This is a genomic window from Bartonella sp. W8151, assembly GCF_016100385.1.
GTDB lineage: Bacteria > Pseudomonadota > Alphaproteobacteria > Rhizobiales > Rhizobiaceae > Bartonella > Bartonella apis.
In genome coordinates this window covers 514955-534005 of sequence record NZ_JACFSO010000002.1, presented here as the reverse complement: position 1 = coordinate 534005, position 19051 = coordinate 514955, and the positions used below count along the sequence as shown (strand labels likewise).

Sequence of the window (19051 nt, the reverse complement as noted above, 5' to 3'; positions counted from 1 at the left end):
TAAAATACGCCTTAATAGTATAAAAAAAATTGCAAAGTCCTTTAAACGAGCAATATACAGGCCTCTCAGGTGATAGAATTTCGGCGCCATAGAATTTTATCGGAAAATTCGGCAATATCATAACAGCGAGGTTATCTGGCTAGCGGTTGCCTTTTATTTTTTACAGATGTCGTGGCTTTTTACAAATGTTGTGGCTATCAGGAGCACGACGTTTTTAATCGAAATTTTGGCTTTTCTTTTTGTTCTTCGTTCCCTATAAGGACAGGTGCTGCGGACGTGGCGAAATTGGTATACGCTAGGGACTTAAAATCCCTCGATCTTTAGATCATGCGGGTTCAAGTCCCGCCGTCCGCACCACTTATTACTCCCTTTCACGCAGTTTCGGGTTATTGCATCAAGATGATGGTTCATCAGGCGTAACGTTCATATGCATTCTCGGAAATTTAAATTTTTCCGGTAGTGATTATCCATGAGCTTGATTTTGGAGATTTCATTTTAGTGGCTAATCAGCGAAAAATCGGGATCGGACCTTTTCTTAAAATCAGACCTTTCCAAAAAAAACGAAAGCATTTACCGCTTCAATAGAATTTAAAAACAAAATAGTTCCAGGCAACGCGCCTTTCATGCCAGACGATATATCTTTAAGGACTCTCTCATCAACACGTTTATCTTGACAGACAAGCGTGATACCACACTTGGCTGTGAGCCCTTTCCGTTCCGTTATGCATTGAACATGATCAGGTAAAACACGTCATGCAATAGAAAACAACCGGTTTTGGAGACAACGACTCTATCGTCTGCAAAAACCGCGTGACGTTCATCATGATATTGATATTGCCAATATAGCCGGCCGCTTATTTGAAGCTTGCCCGACTTCCGTTGATTTCAATCGTATCTGTCGCCTTGATTGCGAACCGGTCACCATTCGGAAAAGTCACAAAACATCCTTTGGGGCAGATATCGACTGTCTGATCGGCCTTCAAAGAAACGTCGCGGCGGGAACTGCCTTCGGCAACCACGAGAGACTGTGTCTTTTGATCGGTATTTTTTATCGTTGCGGCGAATCCTTCTTGAGAGCCAAGACATAGCAAAGCAACGATGACAAAAAACCATTTTTTCATATCAGGTAATTCCCTCGTCAGAGAAACGCTTGTAGGCCTGGAAGCGAACCTTGTTTGTAACGGCAATTGTTGATGTGATATCGGGCACGTAAATTGCCAGTGTAAAATTGAAATTGTTGCTGTCGAAACTTGAAAAGCTGACCCACGGGCTAGGATTTTTTAGAACGCCCTCAGTGTTATTAGCCGTTTCCATCAACACATCGACAATATGTTCAGGATCAGACATAGCCGGAACAGTAAAAGTGACGTCGACACGACCGATTTTATTGCGGTGTGTCCAGTTGCCGACGTTATTGTTGATGAGGCTCGAATTCGGCACGATGATTGTTTGCCGTTTCAACGTCTCGACTTCTGTTGCACGCACGCTGATACGTTTGACAATTCCGACGATTGTTCCTGTCTCGACATAATCGCCAACCTTGAACGGACGTTCAGCAAGCAGAATAAGACCGGAGACAAAATTCTGGACGATATTTTGAAGACCAAAGCCGATACCAAGTGAAAGGCCACCGGCAATCAGTGCCAGACTACTCAAATTGAAACCTGCCGCCGATAGCCCGATCAGCGCGGAAAGTGCAATACCCCCATAACCGACAACTGTGCGAATTGAATTCCTTACACCTGAATCTACTTTTCCGCGCGCGAGAACCGTTCCGTCAAGCCAGCCGATAAACCAGCGGATCAGGAACCAGCTGATCAGGAAAAATATAATGCCGATTGAAATACCAACGAGCGATATCGAAACATTTCCGATCTCGAAGCCGGTCATTATGTGAATAAAAGCAGAGAAAATATCGGCAGCCGAAAAGCCGAGCTGCATAATGATCGGAGGAACGCAAACAACAATCACAACGATGTTGAGAAGGATACCGGCAACCAGTCCAAGTTGATCCATTGTACTGTCATCAATATTGAACCGTTGTACCAGACGGCGCCCGATAAAAGTTTTAGCAAATGCCCCTTCCGCCGCCGTTGTACGTGCTGTTTGAATGCCCAGATACATTAAAACGAGAAAAGCACCACTCACCACGATCTGTTGGGAAATGAACCGTGCCATACCGACGTAACCTGCAAGAGCCGTCAAAATAGGTAATAGCCCGACCACAATAAGCGGAATGCGGATGTAAAGCGGCCACGATGTAACCTTCTTGTCATCTTCGGTGCTGGTTCTTGCGCGCACAAACGAAATGGCAAGAATGATAATACCAACAAGGATAACGGAAATAAAACTCTTGGCAATTGCAAGCGAAAGAGGTGCCGATACCGCCCGATAGACAGCATTCAGGAAATAATCGAGCCCCATCACCAAAGCCAATAATGTCAATAGCACAATCAGCAAACGAGCAGGCCGCGGAGCAATTCTCATCAACCGCAATTCCGGCAGCTTTGGCGAGAGAATGACAAACGACATGCGGGCAATGAAAAATACCAGCATGACAACATCGGCAGCAGAGCGGAAAACGGGATCAAGATTTGTCCAACTTATTCCGAGATAATTGAAAAATATCAGAACAAGGATCACAAAAACCGCGCATATCATCGTCGGGACAAGCGTCGCAACGAATGCAAACGACAAACGCTTCAAATAGGAAGCATCTTCATCTTCTTTCGTTGCCTCGTGTTTCACACGACCAATCAGTTTATGCGTTGAAATCGCCAGAATACACGCGACAAAAAACGGAATCAAAATGCTAGCACATAGGGCTAACAGCTTGAATTGATAGACAAATTGCCACCAGGAAAAAATTAAAGAGAAAAAGTCCGCGCCCGCATCTTTTGCAGATTGGGCAATTTGAGTACCCAAAGGTGACGAGAACTCGACCCTGTGGGTCAAAGTTCTTGCAAAGAGTTCACGTGACTGGGCAATTGTTCTTTCAACCAAACGATTGGAATCAATCGAACAGTCTTCCAATTGACCAACCAGAGTATTGATTTTAACTTTGAGCTGGCGAAGATTGTTTCTTTCGTCGGTTACAGTTTTAGCTTCCTGCACGCCCTCTTGCGGTTCACCCAATTGGTCGAGACGCAGGTTAATGTCATTCAAGGGCGAGCGAAACAGAAGCGCTGTCCCTATAATCTTGCCATTTATATCCTGCGCTTTATTGCGGATATCGGTTAAAGCTGAATCGTCATCCTGTTCGGAATCGTAATTCTTCAAAAGCTCTTTCAGCTGGTCTTTATAACCATTCACAACCGCCTGTTGTTGTTTCACAAGATCAGACGGACTTAAAACCGAATTATCGGCTGTAGCAGGTGTTTGCGCATCTGCCGCATCGCTCATAGCCGCAAAAACCGGCAATGCAGCCACCGACAAGCCACACACCAGAGCGTAAACAAAACAGCATTTGCGAATGAAATTTTTAAAGTTCAACGAACTGACCACTCTTATAAAGATTACGAATCGCGCATATAGGTTTTAAAAATAAAAAAGCAATTTGTAGAGAGACCGAGAAGGACTCAACTGCTATTTTTTCTTTTCCTACATGATTTTTGCAAAACTATGACAACTCATAAGTTTTGTTGCCAAGGTTCGTTAAATTTAGCCTTCCCAATTTGGATTTGCCAACAAAATTATTTCCAGTTTCATCAATATCTACCAATCCCTCTTGCATCTAAAATTTACTGACGTTTTGGCAACATAGAAAAGTGAATTTCTTATTCTGAAAGCGGCTTCATTATAAAAATGCCACTTTATTCAAAAGCACTGCGATCGCATGTAGAATAGCTTTTACGCTTCAAATCCACGATCACCTTTGCCAAGGTTCAAAAACGCCGTCAAAATGCGGTCCATCACAAATAAAAATATTTAGTAAATTCAGTTCATTGAATGACAATCCGGAATCATTTTCTGAATTCTCGGATGAGTTTTGAGTGCATTTTTCACCCAAAATATTCTTTGGTCACAAATTCAAGCTTTAAATCCTGGTATAATTTCGAAAATAAACCGTTCCACCGGAAACAACGTCATATTTTTCAATGGGTTATTTACGACGTTTGAATCAATAAACGAATGGAGCACAACTGAAAAAAATATCGATTTCACCTCATTATAGTTTTAGAGAGATATAAGCTGGCGCACAAGCTGCAACCTGAACGTGACGATATGCGTTTCCGGCGATATAGTGCTTTATCGCACATAAGAAGAAGCTAAGCCATTTCGTTAAATCATATTTCAATTCCGAATTTCTGCAATGTCCATGCTTTCCCCAAATGACGCAACAAAAGCCCAATCATCAAGCTTTCTCTAAGCGCTTCATGCACGAAAATTTTGCTTGCCCCGTTTTATAAAAGCAAGCTGCATTTAGCCGATAAAACCATATCGTCCTGAAATAAATTATCGTAAATCCAACTATAAAATTATTTTAGAAAAACAAAACAGTTAAAGAACCGGTCGTCAATTCAAGTTCCAATTCAGTGAGCCACTGACATCAAAATGAGCAGTATTCGCCGAAATGAGACATCCGTGTCGGAAATTGATGGCAAATAAATGGTAGATAGAATTTTCCTTACACGATAATACGTGTTATCAGCCTCAATGTTAAAAAATTGAAAAAGATGGTTCTTCTCTGCACCAAATCGTAATATAGAACGTGTTTTTCAGGTGCCAATTATTGGATGGATTTTATGCGAACACCACGCTGGCTAACAACTTTATATTTTGTCATTCTTCTATTGGGGATTCTGGTTGCATTACCAAATCTGCTCACTGAAAAACAGCTTGAATATTTGCCATCATTCATGCGTCAGACAAAAGTTGTTCTGGGGCTTGACCTGAGAGGTGGTTCTTCCCTCGTTCTTGAAGTCGACGCAAAATCGCTCAAACGTGACCAATTGAGAACAGCTCTTGATAATGTTCGTGGCAAACTTCGTGAAAAACAAATCCAATCGACAAGCGTGCGTATGATCGGTGATTCGATTGTCGCCGTTATTCCCGATGCAGGGCAGCGCCAAACCGCACTGACAGCCTTGAGAGAGTTGGCGACTCCAATTTCTGCCGGCGCTTTTCGTGCTTCCGATTCCGATATCGATGTCGCCGAGCAGAACGACGCTATCCGTGTTTCGCTCACCGATGCAGGCATCAAATATCGTGTCAACAACGCGGTTGACCAAAGTCTGGAAATCATCCGCCGGCGCGTCGATCAGGTAGGTGTTGCCGAGCCGAGTATTCAAAAAGTAGGTCTTGATCGTATCGAAGTTCAATTACCGGGGTTACAGGATCCGAAGCAATTGCGCGATCTTTTGGGAACGACGGCAAAAATGACATTTCACCTCGTTCCAACCAATATTGACATGAACAACCCGCCCGCCGGCGTTTCGATATTGCCTGGCTACACCGACGAAAACCAACGTTTTCCTATTTACGATCAAGTCTCGCTTGATGGCAGTGTGTTAACCGATGCATCGGCCGGTTTTGACCCGCAAATACCAGGAAAATCACTGATATCTTTCAAACTCAATACCATCGGTGCCAAGGCCTTTGCCGAAATTACACGCCAGAATATAGGAAAGCCGTTTGCTATCGTACTTGATAATAAAGTATTGACTGCCCCAACCATTCAAGGTGTCATTCCCGGTGGCAGCGGACAGATTACCGGTAACTTCACACCGAAAGAAGCTTCCACTCTTGCTGCCTTGTTACGTGCAGGTGCGTTGCCTGCACCTTTAACGGTAATTGAAGAGCGTACTGTCGGGCCTGATCTCGGAGCTGATGCCATCAGGATGGGGCTTTACACAGGTATTGCCGGATTTGTTCTCGTCGCGCTCTTTATCTTCCTCCTTTACGGCCTTTGGGGCATTATTGCCGACATAGCGCTTGCTCTTCATACTGTGCTGACATTTGCAGCGTTAAGCCTTATTGGTGCAACACTTACTCTTCCAGGAATTGCCGGTATCATTCTCGGCATCGGCATTGCAGTTGATGCCAATATTCTTATCAATGAACGTATTCGCGAGGAAAGTGAAAAAGGCATGGGGGCAATGGCGGCACTTGACCGTGGCTTCAAACATGCTTTTTCCACCATTATCGATGCGAATGTGACAGCCGCCATTGCCACCGTCTTGCTATTGTGGTTCGGCACCGGCCAGATACGCGGTTTTGCGGTTACAATGCTTCTTGGTATTGTAATTTCGCTCTTTACCGACGTAACGATCGTTCGCATCATTATGTCGTGGGTGGTACGTGAATGGAAAATTACAAAATTGCACATCCATTCATTTTTCAAATTTATCCCGCAACACACCAATTTCCATTTTATGAATGCCCGCTTCATCGGCATCGGTGTTTCCATTTTCCTGTCAATCGCGTCAATCGTTCTGTTCTTCAAGCCCGGCCTTAATTTCGGCATTGATTTTATGGGGGGCAGCCAGATGGCGATTACGACCAAAGCACCTGCCGATCTTGCAACATTGCGTTCCACACTCGGGCAATTGGGGCTTGGTGAAATTGCTTTGCAAAATGTTTCCAACCAGAACACCGTGCTCATCAGGGTTCAACAGCAGGATGGCGGTGAAGCCCAGCAAACCGCAGCCATTGAAAAGTTGAAGACCTCTGTCAAAACAATCTATCCGGATGTCACTTTCGACCAGATAGAAGTTGTCGGGCCGAAAGTCTCGGGCGAACTTGCAACAGCAGGTTTTACCGCTGTCGTTCTCGCAGCAATTGCCATGATGTTTTATATCTGGTGGCGGTTTGAATGGTTCTTTGCTGTTGGTGCGATTGTTACCATTGTCCTTGATACAACGAAAATGGTCGGCTTTTTCGCGCTGTTCCAGCTTGATTTCAATTTGACAGCGATTGCGGCGCTGCTCACAATTGTCGGCTACTCGGTCAATGATAAAGTCGTAGTTTACGACCGTATGCGTGAAAATATGCGACTTTATAAAAAGATGGCTTTGCGGCAATTGGTCGATATGTCAATCAATCAAGTGCTTATCCGTTGTATATTTACTTCGACAACAACTGTTCTGGCCATGTTGCCAATGGCGATCTGGGGCGGTAGTGCGGTTCACAATTTTGCGGTTCCGATGGTTGTCGGCGTTGTCATTGCAACATCGTCATCCATCTTCATTGCAGCACCGATCCTGCTTTTCTTGGGCAACTGGTGGCATCACCACCATGAAGGACGCGATCTTATCGAAGATAAGCCGCATGTAAATCCGGAGAAAGCATAATAAAAAATTTTGAAAAGCCGGTATGAACAGGTTTCTTCATACCGGCTTTTTTATAATCAAAATAATTCCCTTATGTCATAAGCTTAACACAAATCGTGTCTATAGCCACTACATATCAGAATAACAGAACTTGAAAGTCAGGGAGGGAATATCAGCCACAGATGATACAGGACACACCATTGGTGACAACAATTGTTGTGGGACTCTGTCTTGCATTCCTGTTTGGTGTTCTCGCCAATCGTTTACGAATCTCGCCACTGGTTGGCTATCTTCTGGCCGGTGTCATTGTCGGCCCTCACACCGGTGGCTTTCGTGTTGATTCACATTTGATCAATCAGCTTGCCGAAATCGGCATCATTCTGTTAATGTTCGGCGTCGGGCTACATTTTTCTGTCAAAGATCTTCTATCGGTCAAGGCAATAGCCATTCCCGGTGCCATTGTGCAAATGGCGGTTGCCACATTGTTGGGTCTTTGCTTCGGTCTTTTCATGGGGTGGGGCTTTGGCGGTGGCGTCGTCTTCGGATTAGCGCTTTCTACAGCAAGTACCGTTGTGCTCTTACGCTCTCTTCAGGAGCGTAATCTGATTGAAACAGAACGCGGGCGTATTGCCGTCGGATGGCTTATTGTCGAGGATCTGGCAATGGTTCTCGCCTTGGTGCTTATCCCCGCCCTATCAACTTCGTTAGGTGGAAACGTTGCGGGCGAAGCCGACCCGCTGGCGCAATGGTTGCAATTGGGGCTCTTCGGAACAATTCTTTTGACAATTGCCAAAGTCGTTCTGTTTATCATTATCACTTTTGTCATCGGGCGCCGTGTTATCCCGTGGTTTTTGAAAATTTCTGCGCAATCCGGTTCCAGAGAGCTTTTCCGCTTGAGCGTTCTGGCAATTGCTTTAGGCGTTGCGTTTTTTTCTGCGCATCTCTTCGGCGTTTCTATTGCTCTTGGTGCGTTTTTCGCCGGAATGATTATGAGCAGCTCCGAGCTTAGCCAGAGAGCAACAGAAGAAACCCTGCCCCTACGTGATGCTTTTGCAGTTCTGTTTTTCGTTTCGGTCGGAATGCTTTTCGATCCATCAAAATTGGTTACTGCGTTTTTCCCCCTTCTGGTTACGCTCATCATCATTATCGGTGGCAAATCTCTTGCAGCTTATGCCATTGTCCGTCTTTTCCACCGGCCATATGCAACAGCGCTGACAATCGGAGCGGGTCTTGCGCAAATAGGCGAGTTTTCCTTTATTCTTGCAGGTCTTGGAACTGCATTGGGAATTATCAATGACGAAGCACGTGACCTTATTGTTGGCGGCGCAATCCTATCCATTCTTTTAAACCCGCTCGTCTCTATCGTTGCCGATAAAATCCGCTCTCGTCTCGAGACAAAAAACGGCGAAAATACGGTTCTTGATATTGGCGGGGACGATGAAAACGGGTTGGTCAAAACGGTAAAAACGAACCATATAATTCTTGTGGGCTTCGGCGACATCGGTGAAAGGATTGCCGTTTCTCTTCAAAATTTGGAAACGCCTTTCGTTATTATCGACAATAATGCCGAGGCCATAAAAAATGCCAAGGAACAGAAAAACGAAGCAATTCTCGGCAATGCCGCCAATGCGGAAGTGCTTGAAGCCGGCAATTTGAGCACGGCACGACAACTTGTCATTTCAACGAAAAGTGCAATTGATGCGGCAAAGATTGTTTCCGAAACCCGCAAATCAAATGCCAAAATAGACATCATCGCCCATGCTGTAACGGACATGGAAACGGCCTATTTAAAAGATATGGGTGCGAATACCATAGTGACGGATGACGAAGAAATCGCTAAAGGTATGTTAAAACATTTGCGCTATTGCGATGGGGACACAAATGTGCCTTCTAAAGACCGGACATCGCCAGATATGGTGAAAAAGCCGGAAAATACGAGTGGAAACGCATGAAACTGAAGAAATATATTTGGCCGCTTATCGGCGTCATCGCAATGGTGGTTTCCATCTATATTCTCTACCATAAATTATCAGCGATTTCCTTTGCCGATATCACGAACCGCCTTGGCGCACTCAGCCCGCATCACTGGGTTCTCGCCGGTTTTTTTGCGCTGCTCGCTTATGCGGCTCTTGCCGGCTACGACCGCATAGCATTGCAACATTTGGGAAAGAAAATACCGCTCCACTATATCGCCATTTGTTCATTCACCACTTACGCGCTTTCCCATAATATCGGCGCATCGGTTTTTTCTGGCGCGGTTGTACGTTATCGCGCTTACAGCAAAAAAGGCTTGACAGGCGTTGAAATAGCCGTGCTCGTGGCTTTTTGTTCTTTCACTTTTGCTCTTGGGACAATTCTTCTTTCCGGCCTTGTACTGGTTATCCGCCCCGATCTGGTAACACTCGTCCATGAAGGAATTCCCTCGTGGCTCGCCATTACAATCGGCGTAGGCATGCTGACATTTGTCGGGCTTTATATTTTAGGCAGCCTGTTGCAGTTGCGCCCTTTAAAAATTGGCAAATCGTTCCAGATTTCTTATCCCCATTTCAGCATTGTCGTTCAACAATTAATCATCGGACCACTCGAATTGATCGGTGCTGCAGGCGTTATCTACGCGACTTTGCCTGATGTCGGAAACCCCGGTTTTATCGTCGTACTGGGCGTCTTTCTAGCATCCTTTACAGTCACACTTTTATCTAACGCACCCGCTGGCGGCGTCGGCGTATTGGAAGCCCTGTTTATGGCCGGCATGCCGAATATGAATCCGGCCGATGTTATTTCGGCTTTGATTGTATTCCGGCTGCTTTATCTCATCACTCCGCTTGTTATTTCGCTGTTCTTCGTTGCTGCATTCGAAATCAGTCAATATCGGCAGCGCAATTCCAATATCGAAAACAACTCGTCAAAAAGCTGAGAAGCTAAGCAGCAAAAAAGGCGAATTACATAGGCTGAAAAGAGGATAGTTCAGGCCTTCTTCCGATATCGTTCGATTTCCACTCCAACGGCAGCTGGGCCGAGTTCTAGCTTGTCTACACGCACAATCACCCTTTGAACCCTTGGATAAGCAAGAATGAGTGCGGCAATGCGTTCAGCCAATGTTTCAACCAGTTCGACATGTCCGAGGGAAACAAGATTCTTGATGCCATCAAGAATAAGATCATATGAAAAGATATGTCGCATATCTTCGGGATTTGAAGACAAGCGTTCAACATCGGCCTTGATGTTGAAACGGACTTTTTGTTTATGCCCATATTCTCGTTTATAGGCACCAATTTCCATTGGAAGGATAAAATCCTCGATGATGATACGGTCGGTTCCAAGTCCGGTATCGACATCGCTTTGTTCCTGCCCGCTGTCAAATGGCAAAAGTGCGCGCATTAATGAATTGGTTTCATCATCACCAAATTGGCCGGACTTGATAGGATGCCTGACGACAAATCCCAACCAGTCGGGGGAATACGGCAAAAGACGCGGTATATCGGGCGCTTCGATCATTCCAAGAACGCCGGCTTCCAGATTGGACGCTCGTGATTTTTCCATGAACTGGCCGATATTTTCGATTTTCATCTGGCTTAGAATGGTCTGCTCCATATCTCGCGGCTGAAGCAAAATACCGGCAAACCCCAATGCGCTAATAATCGGAATCAATGAATTGTTTGGTGAATCTCCCGCTTCCATCGACGCTACCAGAGGAAAACCGCTACATTGAGTGACCAGTGTTTTATGAAATGCAGGAAGTTTGTCGGGAGAAGCTGAAACAACAATCCGGTTTGCTCCGCATTTTTCCATAACCTTGACGGTCACCAGATGTGGATTTGAAGTTTTTACCCAGATTTGCGGAAAATAGTCGGGCATGTTCCTAAGGGTCGAACAAAGCTTTTGTATTTTTTGCAATGTGCCCGACAGCAAAACAATATCGGCGCGAACGCTAAAAGCAATCCGCGCGTCATTCTGATCTTCAAGTGCGACTAAAAACTTAGTCATCACATTTTCCGATATTCATGTCCGATTAGAATTTGGGGCGGATGTTTTTCAAAGCATTATTCATTTTGAATAGCTCGTCTAACACTGCTTGCGCGCCGCCTTCTATCGCTGCATTCGGCAGGAAATAACCGTTTTCATCAAGATATTGGGTATATTGCGGAATTGGTAGTGTTTCCAGAATTGGAACCATTCTTACGGCATTGACCATCAAACGGGCTGTTTCCACGGCTCTAAGCCCACCCGAAATACCACCATAGCTCAGAAACGAAACCGCTTTATAGCTCCATTCATTGGCAAGATAGGTAACCGCATTGACAAAAGATGAAGGCGGCAAATGATCATATTCAGGAATGACAAAAATGTAGCAATCACCTTTTGCAATCAATTTGCTCCATTCTTTCGTATGGGCGTGTTCGTATTGATGGAGACGAGGATGTTTCGGTTCGTCAAATAATGGCAGGTTGATTGTTGCCAGATCAATCAACTCGACATCAAAATTTGAATGACTCTCAGCGTATGAACAGAGCCAGTCTCCCAACTTCTTGCCTACACGACCAGCGCGCGTCGATGTGACAATGATCTGCAAAAGTGGTTTCATTTTTTCTTTCCCTTCGATTGAGAAACTATTTTATACTTTAAAACTGTCTTTGTTCAATGACGCGTTTCTATCAAACACCGATTATTATCCAATAAAATTACTGGTCCTGTTTTTTAATTGGCGATATCAAAACTTTCGAAATATTGCGCCTGTCCATTTCAATCACCTTGAAATTGAACCCCTCGGCATCAAAATTTTCCCCTGTAGTGGGCAAATGTCCGAAATGCCATAACATAAAACCGGCGAGAGTGGTATAACGATCATTCTCATCCACCAAATCCTTGTCCAGATAACCGCTCAACCGGCGGATATCCGCATAACCTTCAACCATAAAGCTGCCATCTTTCAATTGTTCGGCTATAACCGGTTCGTCATCTTCGTCGGGAAAATCGCCAGCGATCGCTTCCAATATATCGGTTGGGGTTGCGACACCTTCAAACGAGCCATGTTCATCGACAACAATGGCAAGTTGTATGGGCGAGCGGCGCAATTTTTCCATTAAACGCAAAACACTTGTGTTTTCGTGAACCACCAAAGGTTGGCGCATAGCCTTTTGCCAGTCAATGTTTTTGCCTTCAGCAAGATCAAGCAGCAAATCTTTTGTCAAAGCCACACCGACGAATTCATCGACCTTTTCGCGGGCAAGCACGAGACGGCTATGTTTGAATTGTTCGAGCTCGTCACGCATTTCCTCTTCATTGGTATCCAGATCGAGCCACTCTATCTCGTTTCGAGGAGACATAATCGAACGGACAGGCCGGTCAGCAAGATCAAGCACCCCACGAATCATCTGCTTTTCTTCGGGTCTGAAAATTTGCGACGAGGCTGCTTGTTCTGCAATCAAATCAACAGTTTCACCAAGATTGCCTTCTTTTTTACCTCCGCCCAAAAGCCTTAGAACCGCCCCAGCTGTGCGTTCGCGCAAATCGTTTGTTGAAATCAGTTTTTCTCGGTTGTGACGGCCAATCTGGTTGAATGCTTCGATAAGAACGGAAAAACCGATTGCCGCGTAGAGATAGCCCTTCGGAATATGAAAACCGAATCCTTCCACGATCAGACTGAAGCCGATCATCATTAAAAAGCCGAGACAGAGAATGACAACAGTGGGATGGCGATTGACAAATTCCATCAACGGCCCCGACCCCCACATCATAGCGGCCATAGCGATGATAACCGCCAGATACATCACCATCATCTGGTCTTTTGGTATCATACCCGTTGCAGTGATAATGCTATCCAGAGAGAATATGGCATCAAGAACAACAATCTGCACAATGACCTGCCAGAAGACCGCGTGAGCCACAGGAGCTCCGGTTTCCTCGACCTCGCCCTCCAGTCTTTCGTGGAGTTCAAGAGTTCCTTTGGCGAGAAGAAATGCACCGCCAACAATGAGAATCAAACTGTGCCAACTGAACGAGAAATTGCCAACCGAAAACAAAGGCTGGTCAAGTGTCATCACCCAGCCCATAGCGGTTAAAAGTATCAACCGCATGACCAGTGCACAGCTCAACCCCGTCAGGCGGGCCCGGTTTCTTACTTTAGGAGGAAGTTTCGTTGCCAGAATTGCGATAAAGACAAGGTTGTCGATGCCCAGAACGATTTCCAGAAAGATAAGCGTTACAAGGCCCATCCACGCATGGGGATTTGCGATCCATTCAAACATTCATCAATTCCCGAAAAAAGGTCGACGACAGGAGAGAGATTGAGGACAACCAATATTGATCATGTTATTCCCCAAAGCCGTAGCCGGAAAAACGACGGAGAACATCCATCCTTTTAACGGGTGCAAAAAATGTTTTGTTGCGCCGGGCTGTTAATCTCAACGCACAAGAAAAATTGATAGATTGATAATAATAAATTTTTCCCCGGAACGGTCTGTACCGCTCGATACTACAAGAAGGGTCTTCTGAATTTTGGTCGGGCATTACGCTCGATCGTCCTCTCTCTACCGGTAACAACCTTTGTTACACGCAATGAATGAAAGTTATATAATGAGACGTTTTCAGGTGAAGATCAAGATGTTTTCTCGATCGTCGGAATGGGCCATTCAACATAGAATGAAAAGACAGAAAAAATAAAAATTTTCTATGGACATCATTCATGAGGAACGCTATAGAACCGCTATCGTTGATTGACAACGCCGCATGGGTGATTAGCTCAGTTGGTAGAGCAGCTGACTCTTAATCAGCGGGTCACAGGTTCGATCCCTGTATCACCCACCATTTAGACCTCTGATTTATAAGTGTTTTTGTCAGATCAGGAAATTTTCAGATAACAAAGGGTAGACACTTTTCGTTTTCCTTCTGTTCACTTCCTTGTCGAAAATTTTGGCGACATTTTCCATTTTTCGACTTTTGTCAGCAGACCGTGAATAATGTTTTGTCATTTCAATTGTCGTTTTTCACAACGCATTGCCATGCCTATATTTTCGGACAATGTTTGGAAATAGTTAGACGGATCTCGCTTGTTTTTCTAAAATTATTGCAGCAGAACCAAAACACAAACTTAATCTGCAATACCTTTCAGACAAACTGCCTATCTTTTGAATAGTGTTTGTTGATGCGTTCTGCAAAAAAACTCAATATCATACAGAGCACAAAGTAAACAATCCCGACGAATAGATAGATTTCTGTTGAATAAGCGCCTGTCAAGCGACCGTCAATTTGCCGCGCCAAGGTCAGAAATTCTTGTGTACCAATAATGTATGCCAACGACGTATCTTTCGTAAGCGAAATACATTGGTTAATAAATGATGGTGCCATACGTGGCAGTGCTTGTGGCAAAATCAAAAACCATAAAACTTTCCACCTATTAAATCCTAGCGCCAATCCGGCTGCCCATTGATCGTCGCCAACGCTGCGCAAACCTGCTGCAACAGAATGACCAAGATAAGCCCCGCCAACCAAGGATAAAGCCAAAACAATAGTCTCTACTTTTGGCGCAGATATGCCAAACATCATGGGAAGCAAAAAATAGATCCAGAAAATTAACATCAAAATTGGGATGGCCCGGAAAAACCCAAGAATAGCAACCAAAACCAACTGCCATTTATGACCCGACATAACAAGCAGGATACCAGATAAAAGACCGAACAAAGCTGATAAGACAGCTGAAAAAACGCACAATAGCAATGTTAAAGCCAAGCCGCCTACTGGCCCATTTGGCCAAGCACCAATCATCAAATATTCCAAATTATCGAAAATGAACGAGAAGTTCATGCCTGAACCCTCCGACCGGTGCTTTTAAGCCGACGTGTTTCAATAATGCGTCCGATTATCTCGATAAGAGCAATGGTTATTAAATATAACACTGTCAAAATAAGATAGACAGGAAAAGCCAAAAGTGAACGCGTTTCAATTTGGCTTGCAACATAGAAAAGTTCAGCAACTCCTATTGAGGCTGTTAGAGAAGAGTTTTTTAAAGCCATCATATATTGGCCGAGCAGTGGTGAAAGGGCGTTACGTACTGCTTGCGGTAAAATTATAAAACGGAATGCCTGACTTCGCGTGAAACCAAGGGCATAGGCAGCAGATTGCTGATTTATCGGTACAGTCTTTATACCAGCCCGCAATTCTTCTGCGATATAGGCGGCTGTATAGAGTGCCAAACCAATAAATCCGTATATAAACTCATATGACGGCCAATTTAAAATAACTGGGCCGAAAACCCATTGATGTGCATCCAGTAACCAAAATCTGATGCTATCCGGTACAAAACGGCTGACCCCGAAATACCAAAAGAAAAGTTGAACCAGCAATGGTGTATTTCGAAAAATCGCTATGTAAGCTTTGGAAAAAATATTAAAAGGCCAAAACGGGCTTATGCGCATGCTGCATAAGACGGCACCAAGTAATGAGGCGGCGATACATGAAAGAATAGTAAGGGCAATGGTTACCTGATAACCGTTCCATATCCAGCCTAAATACTCGTGTGACAACATGTGCTCTACTCAAAAGTTTTGCGTATAAATTTTTGTTCTTCGAACAGACAAAAGAGCCGATTGTGTCGGCTCCTTCGCTCAAATTTTATGTCGGATGAAGAAAATTATTGTTTAGCGCCGATCTTAAACAATCTGGGGAGCGGAGTTTTGCTATCTGGGCCAAACCATTTATTGTAAATTGTTTCCGCTTTTCCTGTCTTTTCCAAATCCAGCAGAGTTTCATTGACTACGGTCACAAGCGCAGTTTCACCCTTGGGTGCTGCTGCTGCCATGTAATCATTAGAAATGGTGAACGCCGGCACCTCATATTGATCTTTGTCCGGGACATTTGCCAATAAACCAACAAGCTTCGGACCATCTTGTGTGATGGCTTGCACATTTCCGTTTCGCAACGCAGCAAAAGCAAATGGCGTGTCATCGTAAGTAATAATTGTTGCTGTCGGATACAAATTTTTCAGATTGATTTCATTGGTTGTACCTTTATCTGCTCCTATGCGCAAATTTGCCAGTTGGTCAGCTGATTTTAAAAAACCTTTTTTGGCAATAAATTGTTGACCTGAAGCAAAATAGGGAATGGAAAAATCAACCTGCTCGGCGCGCTCTGGAGTGACCGTAAAATTCGCCACAACCAAATCCACCTGACCTGAAGTCAAAAGAGGTATGCGGTTTGCCGGATTGGTTGGATGAACTTCCAATTTGACGCCAATTTTGTCAGCAACAGCTTGAGCAAAATCAACATCGAGGCCGGTGATCTGTTTTGTTTTTTCATCAACAAAACCAAACGGTGGATTGCTATCAAAAGATGCAACTTTTAGAACGCCAGCTTTTTTTATGTCGTCAAGACGATCAGCATATGCGGCGCTAGTAAAAAGCACAAGAACTGCAGCCAATAATGTGGAAAAATAACGCTTCATGATGATCCTCTTCACGATAGTTGGAATGAGGTTTTCATTTTCTCCATTTTTGGCGGCGAGATAAGAAACGTATTGCTAAAGCCGTTGTTACAATTAGAAAAAATTTTTAGAAAATGAATGTTTTAAGGTTATGCAAACCTGACCGGATTGCTACTGTTATTTTTGCAAAATTATGCCGTTAGATTTTCCGAATGCGAAGTCCGCTCTTCGGCAGATAAATGGATGGCTCGATGAGTATAATGAAATCTATCCACATTCCGCGCTCAATATGAACTCTCCAAGGATGTTCAGAAGGGTACTAAATCAATAGATCATGTGTCCGCTCAAACGGGGATGGCAGTATACAAGTTGTATCTATAAATAATAATATTATATAATTATCTTGTATTCATGAGGAATACTGTATTTTAGGTGTATTAAGACATGACGGCTTAAGTTGCCTTCAATTTATGGAGGATAGTTATGATTAATTCTGTGTTTAATAATAGCCGTATGTCAGGTGCAGAAACGGCTCTACATTTGCTGAAGTCCAATGAGACCAATCAATTCAATAGCGACACTAAGGGTTCAAGAGGTATTTCACCGACCGTTGCCGCTTCTGGCAACGCTGCTCTTTCTGCGTCTTCATCTGATGCAATATCCAGAATTCAAGAACTTATCTCAGGCAAAATCGATGTTAATGCTGTTCAGACTGGTTCTCTTTATCATGATACTATGACAAGCATTGCTGAATCTTTAAGGAATGGATCGTCTGTTTCTGCTGATGGAACAATTACAGCAAATCCCAACATGAACGATGATGAGTTGAAGGAGTTATTCACTCAAGTTATGAAAAGCCATATTGCTCAAGGTAAAATTACTGATTCCGGGTTAGCCGAAGCTATCCAGTCCGGTAAATTTGAAATTGTCCTTGAAGGCGATATGACTGGTAACCCGATATTTAAACAAGGTAGTTTTAAGGTTGTCGGGGATGGATATGGCTTTATCAGTGATAAAGCTTGGAGATCAGAGGCTGATAATGAGGCAATCAATGCTTTTCATGCTTCTGGTAAACGCGTCATTGAATCTGGAATTGGACCAATGCGCTTCGGGATTATTTTTTAAATAATCTATTCTGACCTAACATATTATCGCAGGGAAATATTTTAAAAAACAGCAGAGCTACAATCATAAAAGCTGAAAGCAGTCTCAAGCAAAAGAAAGCTTTCCCAATCACTATCATCACAGCAGGAAAGCTGGGAAATGTTCAACAAAAAATACGCCCTTCGGAATATTTGACAGCTGTTCCACCAATGCGTGCTGAAACCAGCGTTCCATTTTCTACATACCATTCGAGACGAAGTTTCGACGGACGCATCATTTCCATACCCTGTTCCAGCCAGATATTTTTCTTTCCGTCCAGAGGATGGTCAAAATGCTGGACAACACCGCAAAATGCAGACGCAGCCGAACCTGTGGCTGCATCTTCAAACCCGTCCGGCCGGAACATACGCACATGGAATGCACTCTGGAACAGCTGCGTTTCCCGACTGTACAAGTAAAATGACGGGGTTTTCACATTCAACTTGTCGAAATTCTCGGCAATATAAACCGGATCAGGCAAGGCACTGGCAATTGTTTTCAAATCACGAACAGGAACAAAGAAAAATGGTACGCCGGCGGTCCATAAAGCTGGCACATGATTTTCAAAACCAATATCCTTGCTTTCAAGTCCGAATGCCGCTGCAAAAATTTCTTTCGGTGTATCAAGCGGAAGTTGTTCAGGCAGTTTCGGAAGATCAAATTCGGCGAAAGCCACCTTTCCGGTCTGGTCTACAACAGCGCGAATAATACCGACTTCCTCTTCCAGAATAATGAGCGAATCGTTCCGGCAATCGTTTTTAAGTGCCAGCGACACCGCAGCACCTATTGTCGGATGGCCAGCAAATGCCATTTCTCCGTCCGGTTTAAAAATGCGCAAACGCGCCATATGTTTTTTGTCTTTTGGTGATTTCACAAAAACTGTTTCGGACAAATTGAATTCGCGAGCGATTGCCTGCATCTTCTGGTCTGTCAAACCATTGCAATCATGCACAATTGCCACAGGATTTCCTGAAAGAATCGTGTCACTGAATACGTCGAACACTTCGAAAAAACGACCTTTATGTGCCACAGTGACAAATCCCTCTTTGACTGGCCCCTCTTTGACTGGCCCCTCTTTGACTGGAGACCCGAATAGACGAACCTTCGCTTCATTATGCTTATGATAAAACAGGCAGGACTGTAAAGTTTGAATATGCCCGAAAAGAAAGGATGCAGCCTGGAAGACTGCATCCTTATTAGCGTTAAAATATCTCAAGTCAAA

At 44.2% G+C, this 19051-nt stretch carries 14 protein-coding genes and 2 tRNA genes; 7 read left to right on the top strand and 9 right to left on the bottom strand.

Annotated features, from left to right (window positions below):
- Positions 1-270 precede the first annotated feature (270 nt).
- Positions 271-357: transfer RNA gene (locus tag H3V14_RS05160), tRNA-Leu, on the top strand.
- Between the two features lie 497 nt (positions 358-854).
- On the opposite strand, the gene H3V14_RS05155 is transcribed toward H3V14_RS05160, so the two are convergent.
- Together H3V14_RS05155 and H3V14_RS05150 are read right to left on the bottom strand one after the other, a co-directional pair.
- Positions 855-1121 carry a hypothetical protein gene (locus H3V14_RS05155; RefSeq protein ID WP_075868605.1) on the bottom strand — a complete coding sequence of 89 codons (267 nt, stop codon included), beginning with the start codon at positions 1119-1121 and terminating at the stop codon, positions 855-857.
- A gap of 1 nt (position 1122) precedes the next feature.
- The gene (locus H3V14_RS05150) at positions 1123-3429 is read right to left on the bottom strand and encodes a mechanosensitive ion channel family protein (RefSeq protein WP_369522673.1); all 2307 of its coding nucleotides are present in this window, start codon (positions 3427-3429) and stop codon (positions 1123-1125) included.
- Between the two features lie 1316 nt (positions 3430-4745).
- Between H3V14_RS05150 and secD the strand changes: the two genes are divergently transcribed.
- The 3 genes from secD (at position 4746) to H3V14_RS05135 (ending at position 10185) form a co-directional block, all read left to right on the top strand.
- Positions 4746-7292 (top strand): protein translocase subunit SecD, encoded by a 2547-nt coding sequence (secD, locus tag H3V14_RS05145; protein ID WP_198227071.1) that lies wholly within the window; start codon positions 4746-4748, stop codon positions 7290-7292.
- 161 nt (positions 7293-7453) lie between these two features.
- Positions 7454-9223 (top strand): YbaL family putative K(+) efflux transporter, encoded by a 1770-nt coding sequence (ybaL, locus tag H3V14_RS05140; RefSeq protein WP_198227069.1) that lies wholly within the window; start codon positions 7454-7456, stop codon positions 9221-9223.
- Positions 9220-10185, top strand: coding sequence for a YbhN family protein (locus H3V14_RS05135; protein ID WP_198227067.1), 966 nt, complete (start codon positions 9220-9222; stop codon positions 10183-10185). Before ybaL ends, H3V14_RS05135 begins: the two co-directional genes overlap by 4 nt.
- A gap of 50 nt (positions 10186-10235) precedes the next feature.
- Here the strand turns inward: H3V14_RS05135 and H3V14_RS05130 are convergent, their stop codons facing one another.
- The 3 genes from H3V14_RS05130 to H3V14_RS05120 all read right to left on the bottom strand — a co-directional run bounded on the left by H3V14_RS05130 (position 10236) and on the right by H3V14_RS05120 (position 13516).
- On the bottom strand, positions 10236-11255 hold the full coding sequence (locus H3V14_RS05130) for a dihydroneopterin aldolase (protein ID WP_198227065.1): 1020 nt from the start codon (positions 11253-11255) through the stop codon (positions 10236-10238).
- Positions 11256-11280: 25 nt separating this feature from the next.
- Complete coding sequence (locus H3V14_RS05125) at positions 11281-11853, bottom strand: NADPH-dependent FMN reductase (RefSeq protein ID WP_075868620.1); 573 nt, start codon at positions 11851-11853, stop codon at positions 11281-11283.
- 97 nt (positions 11854-11950) lie between these two features.
- On the bottom strand, positions 11951-13516 hold the full coding sequence (locus tag H3V14_RS05120) for a TerC family protein (RefSeq protein WP_198227063.1): 1566 nt from the start codon (positions 13514-13516) through the stop codon (positions 11951-11953).
- Between the two features lie 483 nt (positions 13517-13999).
- On the opposite strand from H3V14_RS05120, the gene H3V14_RS05115 reads away from it, so the two are divergent.
- Positions 14000-14075, top strand: a tRNA-Lys gene (locus H3V14_RS05115).
- A 300-nt stretch (positions 14076-14375) separates the two neighbouring features.
- Here the strand turns inward: H3V14_RS05115 and H3V14_RS05110 are convergent.
- The 3 genes from H3V14_RS05110 to H3V14_RS05100 all read right to left on the bottom strand — a co-directional run bounded on the left by H3V14_RS05110 (position 14376) and on the right by H3V14_RS05100 (position 16707).
- The gene (locus H3V14_RS05110) at positions 14376-15032 is read right to left on the bottom strand and encodes an amino acid ABC transporter permease (protein WP_246785017.1); all 657 of its coding nucleotides are present in this window, start codon (positions 15030-15032) and stop codon (positions 14376-14378) included.
- 35 nt (positions 15033-15067) lie between these two features.
- Positions 15068-15793, bottom strand: coding sequence for an amino acid ABC transporter permease (locus H3V14_RS05105; RefSeq protein ID WP_198227059.1), 726 nt, complete (start codon positions 15791-15793; stop codon positions 15068-15070).
- A gap of 104 nt (positions 15794-15897) precedes the next feature.
- A complete protein-coding gene (locus H3V14_RS05100; RefSeq protein WP_198227057.1) occupies positions 15898-16707 on the bottom strand; it encodes an ABC transporter substrate-binding protein in 810 nt (269 codons plus the stop codon).
- Between the two features lie 172 nt (positions 16708-16879).
- Here H3V14_RS05100 and H3V14_RS05095 point away from each other — a divergent pair, with 172 nt between their 5' ends.
- Entirely contained in the window at positions 16880-17017 is a 138-nt protein-coding gene (locus tag H3V14_RS05095; protein ID WP_198227055.1) for an integrase core domain-containing protein, read from the top strand.
- Between the two features lie 152 nt (positions 17018-17169).
- The gene (locus H3V14_RS05090; protein ID WP_198227053.1) at positions 17170-17811 is read left to right on the top strand and encodes a hypothetical protein; all 642 of its coding nucleotides are present in this window, start codon (positions 17170-17172) and stop codon (positions 17809-17811) included.
- 142 nt (positions 17812-17953) lie between these two features.
- Here the strand turns inward: H3V14_RS05090 and H3V14_RS05085 are convergent, their stop codons facing one another.
- A complete protein-coding gene (locus tag H3V14_RS05085; protein ID WP_279110509.1) occupies positions 17954-18859 on the bottom strand; it encodes a PhzF family phenazine biosynthesis protein in 906 nt (301 codons plus the stop codon).
- Positions 18860-19051: the final 192 nt, after the last annotated feature.